We start from the raw sequence: 7,882 nt of genomic DNA on the forward strand, positions 1-7,882 counted from the left end.
TAGACGCACGCGCCATGGAAATTGACGCGCAAATTCACGAAACAGACGCGCGCCAGCCCAAAATAGACGCACGGATTCAGAGTAGACGCACGCGCCATGGAAATTGACGCGCAAATCCATGAAACAGACGCACGCCATCCCAAAATTGACGCGCGGATCTTTATTAACGTAAAATTAATTAAAAAAGGAGTTCACATACATATGAAAATCGACTTAAGAAGTGATACAGTTACCAAACCAACGGAAGAAATGCGGAAAGCTGCCTATGAAGCGGAGGTTGGCGATGATGTTTACGGAGAGGACCCAACGGTTAATCGTCTAGAAGAGACAGCAGCTGAGATGTTGGGAAAAGAAGCGGCTCTTTTTGTTACATCTGGAACACAGGGAAATCAGATTGCTGCCCTTACCCACTGTCAGCAAGGAAATGAAATCATTTTAGAGGCAGAGTCCCATATTTTTTATTATGAAGGAGCTGCTATATCGGCACTAGCTGGAGTTCAGCCGCGAACGATTAAGGGGAAAAGAGGGGCCATGGATCCAGCGGAAGTTAAAGCAGCTATCCGTGAAGATGACATTCATATGCCGGAAACAGGCCTCATTTGTTTGGAAAATACCCACAATCGTGCTGGAGGAGCTATTCTTCCTTTGGAAAACATGAGAGCGATTAAACAGGTGGCAGAGGAATATCATATTCCTGTTCACTTAGATGGGGCGCGTTTATTTAACGCCTCCGTGGCTTCGGGAGTTTCCCTTAAAGAATACGGAGACTGCACAGATACCATCCAAGTATGTCTTTCCAAAGGACTTGGAGCACCAGTTGGTTCATTAATTGCTGGTAACAAAGATTTTATTCGTCGAGCAAGGAAGTGGAGAAAACGTTTAGGTGGAGGATTAAGACAAGCCGGAATAATTGCGGCACCAGGCCTTCTAGCACTTACCCAAAATATTGACCGTCTCCATGAAGATCACATGAATGCTAAGTTATTAGCAGATGGATTAGCTAACATAGACAAGCTGAAAATAGAGGATATCCCAGAAACAAATATTGTTTTACTAAATGTGAAAGAAACAGGATACACAGCAGAGGAAATGGTAGAACTTCTTCATAATGAAGGTATTTTAACTGGATCATTTGGACCTTATACGATTCGATTTGTAACCAATTACGGAGTTACTAAAGAGGATATAGAAACCGTTTTAAAGAAAGTACAAAAGATTGAAGTGAAGTGATAGGCCTTTACAAAATGAGTAGTCTTCGTTACAATGACCTTGGAATGTAGGAGTTACATAATTTCTTATCATGTAATGTAGGGGGACCGGTGTTGCCGGTTGAGATAGTGCCCATAAGGTACTGACCCTTGAACCTGATCTGGTTAACACCAGCGTAGGAAACATTTAGGACGAAGTATTTCTTCTAGATATCCAAACGCTTAGGTTTTTAACCTAAGCGTTTTTTTCAGGTTCATTGACTCCTCCTCCCATTCCAACAAAATGAAGGGGGAAATTAAATTGAAAAAAGTAATAAGTTTGTTAGTATTACTGTTTGTCTTAGTAGGTTGTGGGGGCAATGAGAACGGTGAAACTGATGGGAATGATCAGACCAACGACAATAGTGAAAATAATCAACCTGCTGAACTAGAAGAAATTTCTGTTGTCCTAGATTGGACACCAAATACGAATCATACAGGACTCTATGTAGCGAAGGCCAATGGTTATTTTGAAGAGGAAGGCCTGGACGTTGAAATCATTATGCCAGGTGAAGCGGGAGCAGACCAGCTAGTAGCTTCAGGAAAAGCTGACTTTGGCGTAAGTTATCAAGAAAATATTACGTTGGCGCGTGTTCAAGATGTACCTATCGTTTCAATTGCAACTATCATTCAACATAATACATCCGGCTTTGCCTCACCAGTGGAAAAGAATATTGAAACCCCTAAGGATTTTGAAGGAAAAACATACGGGGGATGGGGTTCTCCTATTGAAAAATCAGTCATCCAATCCTTAATGAGCACTGTGGGTGCTGATGTAGAAAAGGTAGACATTATAAGCACTGGTGATACAGATTTCTTCACTTCAGTAAAACGAGATATTGATTTTGCGTGGATTTATTATGCATGGACCGGTGTGGAAGCGGAATTAAGAGGGGTAGATCTTAATATGATTTACTTAACGGACTACACTGAAAAACTAGATTACTACACTCCAGTTCTTGCAACAAGCGAGAAAATGATCGAGGATAACTCGAAAATTGCGGAAAAATTTGTTCGTGCAGTTTCTAAAGGGTATCAATTTGCAATAGAACAGCCAGTGGAAGCAGGAAATATTTTAATTGAAGCTGAACCTGATTTAGACCCTGAACTCGTAATAGAAAGCCAAAAATGGCTTGCATCTAGATATCAGGATGACGCTCCGAGATGGGGAGAGCAAAAAGAATTGGTATGGCAAAACTATGCAGATTGGATGTATGAGCACGACCTCCTTGAAGAAGGTTTCATAGCAGAGGATGCGTTCACGAATGAATTTTTACCGAAAGGAGAGTAAGTCATGGCAGAAGCATTAGTCAGCGTGCAGATCTTACCAAAAACAAAAAATGGGGAAGATGTAATTCCCCTTGTGGATGCGGCTATTAAGGTTATCCATGATTCTGGCGTAAAGTATGAAGTTCATCCATTAGAAACAACCATGGAAGGAGAACTCGACACTTTATTTCAAATCATTCAAAAAATGAATCAGAGAATGTTTGAGCTGGGATGCTCCAATGTCATTTCCCAAATTAAAGTATTGTATCAACCAAGTGGGATCACAATGGACACTCTCACGGAGAAATATAGATGAAGAACTTAGTAAGGAAGGGATGGAGGCCAACCTTGGTCCTCCTTATCCTATTTATCTTATGGGAACTCATTACTAGTTTATTAGACATTCCAGAGTGGCTTGTTCCAAGTCCATCAGCTATTCTTTTAGAAGGATTCATTGGATTTTCCGAATTTGCGCCAGATCTTCTAGCAACTTTATATCTATCTATACTTGGATTTCTAGTAGGTAGTGGGTTAGGAGTTTTTACAGCTACCCTACTCCATTTAGTACCCAAAATTCGAGAAGCTTTTTACCCACTTTTAATTGCCACACAAAATATACCGATTATTGTAATGGCACCTCTTTTGGTTATCTGGTTCGGTTTCGGCTTGTTGCCTAAAGTGATTGTAATTACACTCGTGTGTTTTTTTCCTGTTACCATTTCAGTAATGGATGGGTTTCGTCAAGTGCCTAGAGAGTATAGTCTTTATTTCAGAATGTCTGGTGCCACACGTTGGGGAACTTTTAGAAAATTGGAATGGCCCTTTGCCTTGCCGGCTTTATTCTCCGGATTGAAGCTTTCAGCTACCTACAGTGTCATGGGGGCCGTCATTTCTGAGTGGTTAGGCGCTAAGAATGGAATTGGTGTTTATATGACTCTTGCATCTTCTTCCTTCCGTACAGACAGAGTGTTCTGGGCCATTTTTGTGGTTGTTCTATTGAGCCTTAGTTATGTAGGTATGGTGATGATAGCTGAAAAGAAGATCGTTTCATGGAATTCAGATAAGGAGCGATAGATGTGACACTTTTGCAGATCGATAATATTTCGATATCTTTCCAAGAACAGCAAACTCTATCCAATATATCTTTTGATGTGCAGGAGGGAGAATTTGTTTCTATAGTTGGACCTTCAGGTTGTGGAAAAAGTACCTTATTTCATGTCCTAGGTGGGCTTTTTAAACCAGATGAGGGCGACGTTTGGTTGAAAGGAAAAAACATAACAGGAACAACTGGTCATGTTAGTTATATGCCCCAACAGATTTCCCTTTTGCCTTGGAGAAATGTCCTTGATAATGTATTACTCAGTCAAGAGTTGGCAAACCACAAAAGAGATAATAATTTAGCAAAGAAAATGTTGAAGCGGGCAGGGTTAGACCAATATGAAAATGCTTATCCAGATGAGCTTTCCGGTGGAATGAAGCAAAGGGTAGCCTTCGTAAGAGCGTTATTAGGGCCGCAATCTCTACTTTGTTTAGATGAGCCTTTTTCATCATTGGATGAATTCACTCGATTGGACATGCAAAACTGGCTTCTTTCTATGTGGGAGGAAATGAGACCGACTGTTCTCTTTATCACTCATCAAATTGATGAGGCTATCCTTTTATCTGATCGTATACTTGTCCTTTCTCCACGTCCAGCGACCCTATTAGAAAAAGTGGAAGTTCCGTTTGAACGGCCGAGAAACGATTCTATGTTGTTAGATCCGGAATTTATCCGATTAAAAAGCAGAATTATGTCGATGATTAGGGGGGCTGAAAGGCTTGAAAATCATTGATTCCCATATTCATCTAGATTTATATAAAATGGGGGATATAGACGAGATTAAAAATGATTTAAAAACGAAAGGTGACCGAGCTGTTACCGTTTCCTTTCATTTAGAATCCTGCAGAAAAAATCTTGAAGTGGCTGAACAGGGAGTAATCTATCCGGCTTTCGGATTTCACCCTGAACAGCCATTACCTACACAAAATGAGATCGAAGCTTTATTAAAGTGGATGGAGCAGAATCAAGACCAAATGGTAGCCGTAGGGGAAGTTGGGTTACCGTATTACCGGAAACAAGAACATGGAGTAACAGCATCGGAATATGAACAATATGTTAATCTATTAGAGAAATTTATCATGTTTGCAAAAGAATGGGAGAAACCAATTATTCTCCATGCGGTGTATGATGACGCACCTGTTGTCGTTGAATTATTAGAAAAGTATGGGGTTAAAAAGGCTCAATTCCATTGGTTTAAAGGGGCCGAGACTACAATAAAAAGAATGATTAAAAATGGTTATATGATCTCAGTGACTCCAGATGTTTGTTACGAAAAGGAAATTCAGGAGCTTGTGAAAACATATCCACTTGAGTTGATGATGGTTGAGACGGATGGCCCTTGGCCTTTTGAAGGACCTTTTAAAGGCCATAACACGCATCCTAAGATGATTCATGAGTCCGTAAAGCAGATAGCTTTCCTGAAAAATATAACAGTGGAAAAAGTCTATAAACAAATGAGGAAAAACACGGAGAATTTCTTTCAAATAACCGAATAATTAGCCCGAAAAGTAAGATTGCTCTATAATTAAAAAATAGTGCAATCTTTTTATTCCGCATGAACGGGCAGTTTATCCCCTATCTCAAGTTTTAAGTGGTAGGTGGGGATAAAAAATGTCCGACTGGTTCAGCTAACAATCAGTGGGGACGGATACTGATTGAAGATTTACTTTATGTTGGAGGCAACTTCTTATGATGATTTTTTTTACTGTAGTATTACCTGTCCTTGTCGTATTTATGGTAGGGTATGTAGTTCAAAAATGGAGGAAAATAGATATTAAATCCGTTTCCACAGTATCCATTTACATCCTTATTCCATCTCTTATTTTTCGGACTTTTTATACAGCTGATTTAAATATGCAATATTTATATATGGTGGTTTTTGCTCTTATTCTATTATTCTTATTAATTTTGATTGGGAAAATATATGCAAGAATTAGAAAATATGATTCTAATACAGAAAGTGCTCTTATTTTGACGACTGCGTTTATGAATTCTGGGAATTATGGGACCCCTATTATTTTATTTGCTTTTGGAGAGATTGGATTTGCCTTTTCTGTTTCTTTTATGGTCCTGCAGTCCATTATTATGAATTTCTTTGGGGTCTATTATGCGGCAAGGGGAAAAGCAGGAATATCTGTAGCACTACGCTCTGTCATGGCTATGCCAGCTACCTATGCTGTGATACTAGCTCTACTTTTTCAAACTTTTAACGTCCACCTACCTGAGAATCTCTTCAATACTATTGACATGGTTGCCAATGCAGCCATTCCAACTGTTATGATTATTTTGGGTATGCAGCTAGCAATGATTGAGTGGGGCGATTTTGAATGGGGAAAAATAAGTTACGGGGTTATTGTCCGACTAATTGCTTCTCCACTTATCGCGTGGGGAGTGGTTTCCTTATTTCCTCTTGATCCTATTTTGGCAAAGGTACTGATTGTTTCTTACGCCATGCCGTCGGCAGCAACGATCGTAATGTATGCTGTTGAATTCGATGCTAAGCCTAGATTAGTATCTAGTACGACATTAATTTCGACCTTATTAAGTGTTGTGACGCTGACAATTTTGCTTCAGTGGATGTAATAACTTACGACATTCGTTTCCCTGAGTGGATAAGAAAGTCAGTGCTTCAAGGGACAAAAGTGCCTTTTGTGGTAGCGGAATGGCCTGCATCAAGATTAAATCACTGGAGGGTTCTTTTGCAAACAAGGGCCATAGAAAATCAATGTTTTGTCATCGAAGCGGCTCTGATCCCAACAATAAATTTTCTTGACATTCTATGATTATTAATTCTTGGGGAGAAATTCTCGCAGAAGGTTCTGAAAAAGAAGAAATGGTCCTGGGGAAATAGATGTTAATTTTGTCGACGAAATTAGACGTAGAATGCCAATCATTGAAGATCGTTTACCAGATTTTTATCGATAAATGTCACAAAACAGTAAAATTTATAACATATTGGCGAAAAGTTATCCCCCTTATTTTCCCATTTTTAATTGACAGCTAAAATAATCCCTTGTATCATAATGGAAAATACAGAACTTTTCCACGTAGATGCCACGCCTGCATACATATTTACTATTGCAGGCCTTTCACATCTATTAGACGGGGGTCACGGGAAAGTAAACGGACTAGTAAGGCTATCAATGCTCCTTTCATCGTTTGAAAGGGGTATTTTTTCTGCAGATAAAGTGAAACTTCAATCAGTGGGGTTTTCTTCATTCCCACGATTGTTAGTTAAACCAATCGGACATTTTCGGGCAGTTTATCTCCCAACTACTCTTCTCATTTTACTCAAGACTTGAGGTGGGAGAAAATAATAATATTCCGGTCTTTCGTGGATCATCTGCCAATACTATTCATAATGAACTTACTTTCTTTCAAGATACCAAAGTATTAAAATCTGGCTACACCAGCATCCTGGTTGAGTTATTAATAGAGGGAAAAGAAAGCGAAGTTGAGGAGCTCTTACCTTTAAATAGAAAGATACATCTACCGTATTCATTGCCTGATTTATATCTATCAAATATTAGTGAGCAGGAATTAGAAAATCTAGCAGAGCAGGCAGCAACCAAAAATGTGTTTCCTAAGGAGGTTACACCTGAAAAGATTATAGAAGCTATTTTGTTGTTGAAATCCAAGTCTCTTCATGTGGTGAAGGATTAGTCAGCGGACCACTCAAATAATATAGTTGGCACTTAAATCTTGTTGGTGTCACTATTCCTTATTATACCTTTAAAAATCGTCACTTAAACTTGTGAAACTGTCACTATAGTTTTGAGCATATGTCACGGAAACTAAGAGTCTAGCACACATCTTAATGTTGTAGCACGGAAGTGGGAGTAGTGTCACTATACCTTTAAAAATCATCACTTAAAACGACGGTCTTAGCACTCAAATTTTAATAACTATCACATAAATAATATAATTGTCTCTTAAAACTGCTTTATTTCACCAAAAGCAGTATTCCAGCACTATCACCATCAAAATCTTCAATATCAACTAGGATTTATCCATTTAATAAGAAAAGCGCAAGCGCCCTTGATCATCGACGTAAGGCGGTGAGGCCCACAGGATGTGGGTCACGTAGGCGTTGCCACACGATGTGGCGGTTTTAGCCTACGATCCTCCGAGATATAGGAAACACGGTTCACGAGGGCTCGCATCCTGCGAGTCAGTTCGGTGTTGCGACAAATGTTTTCGGTGGGCCGAGTAATCGGATGTCGCGTTTTTAACCGAACCTCCTTCATCGATGTTGACTTATCGATGG

General features: G+C 39.5%; 9 protein-coding genes and 1 riboswitch. All 9 genes read left to right on the forward strand.

Features of this window, described 5'->3' with window-relative positions; all coding sequences use genetic code 11:
- Positions 1 to 201: 201 nt before the first annotated feature.
- The gene (gene ltaE, locus RZN25_16000) at positions 202 to 1,230 is read left to right on the forward strand and encodes a low-specificity L-threonine aldolase (GenBank protein ID MEQ6378316.1); all 1,029 of its coding nucleotides are present in this window, start codon (positions 202 to 204) and stop codon (positions 1,228 to 1,230) included.
- A gap of 69 nt (positions 1,231 to 1,299) precedes the next feature.
- Positions 1,300 to 1,408, forward strand: a riboswitch (TPP riboswitch).
- A 101-nt stretch (positions 1,409 to 1,509) separates the two neighbouring features.
- Positions 1,510 to 2,538 carry an ABC transporter substrate-binding protein gene (locus RZN25_16005; GenBank protein MEQ6378317.1) on the forward strand — a complete coding sequence of 343 codons (1,029 nt, stop codon included), beginning with the start codon at positions 1,510 to 1,512 and terminating at the stop codon, positions 2,536 to 2,538.
- A 3-nt stretch (positions 2,539 to 2,541) separates the two neighbouring features.
- A complete protein-coding gene (locus RZN25_16010) occupies positions 2,542 to 2,832 on the forward strand; it encodes a thiamine-binding protein (protein MEQ6378318.1) in 291 nt (96 codons plus the stop codon).
- Positions 2,829 to 3,590: an ABC transporter permease gene (locus RZN25_16015; GenBank protein MEQ6378319.1), complete on the forward strand. Its 762-nt coding sequence runs from the start codon at positions 2,829 to 2,831 to the stop codon at positions 3,588 to 3,590. Before RZN25_16010 ends, RZN25_16015 begins: the two co-directional genes overlap by 4 nt.
- Before the next feature lie 2 nt (positions 3,591 to 3,592).
- Entirely contained in the window at positions 3,593 to 4,348 is a 756-nt protein-coding gene (locus RZN25_16020; GenBank protein MEQ6378320.1) for an ABC transporter ATP-binding protein, read from the forward strand.
- The gene (locus RZN25_16025) at positions 4,335 to 5,111 is read left to right on the forward strand and encodes a TatD family hydrolase (protein MEQ6378321.1); all 777 of its coding nucleotides are present in this window, start codon (positions 4,335 to 4,337) and stop codon (positions 5,109 to 5,111) included. The genes RZN25_16020 and RZN25_16025 overlap by 14 nt, the downstream gene beginning before the upstream one ends.
- A 193-nt stretch (positions 5,112 to 5,304) precedes the next feature.
- Positions 5,305 to 6,198, forward strand: coding sequence for an AEC family transporter (locus RZN25_16030; protein MEQ6378322.1), 894 nt, complete (start codon positions 5,305 to 5,307; stop codon positions 6,196 to 6,198).
- A gap of 59 nt (positions 6,199 to 6,257) precedes the next feature.
- Entirely contained in the window at positions 6,258 to 6,398 is a 141-nt protein-coding gene (locus RZN25_16035; GenBank protein MEQ6378323.1) for a hypothetical protein, read from the forward strand.
- A gap of 520 nt (positions 6,399 to 6,918) precedes the next feature.
- Positions 6,919 to 7,278, forward strand: a complete 360-nt coding sequence (locus tag RZN25_16040; GenBank protein ID MEQ6378324.1) for a hypothetical protein — start codon at positions 6,919 to 6,921, stop codon at positions 7,276 to 7,278.
- The last annotated feature ends 604 nt before the right edge of the window (positions 7,279 to 7,882 follow it).

This window comes from Bacillaceae bacterium S4-13-56 (assembly GCA_040191315.1).
Classification (GTDB): domain Bacteria; phylum Bacillota; class Bacilli; order Bacillales; family JAWJLM01; genus JAWJLM01.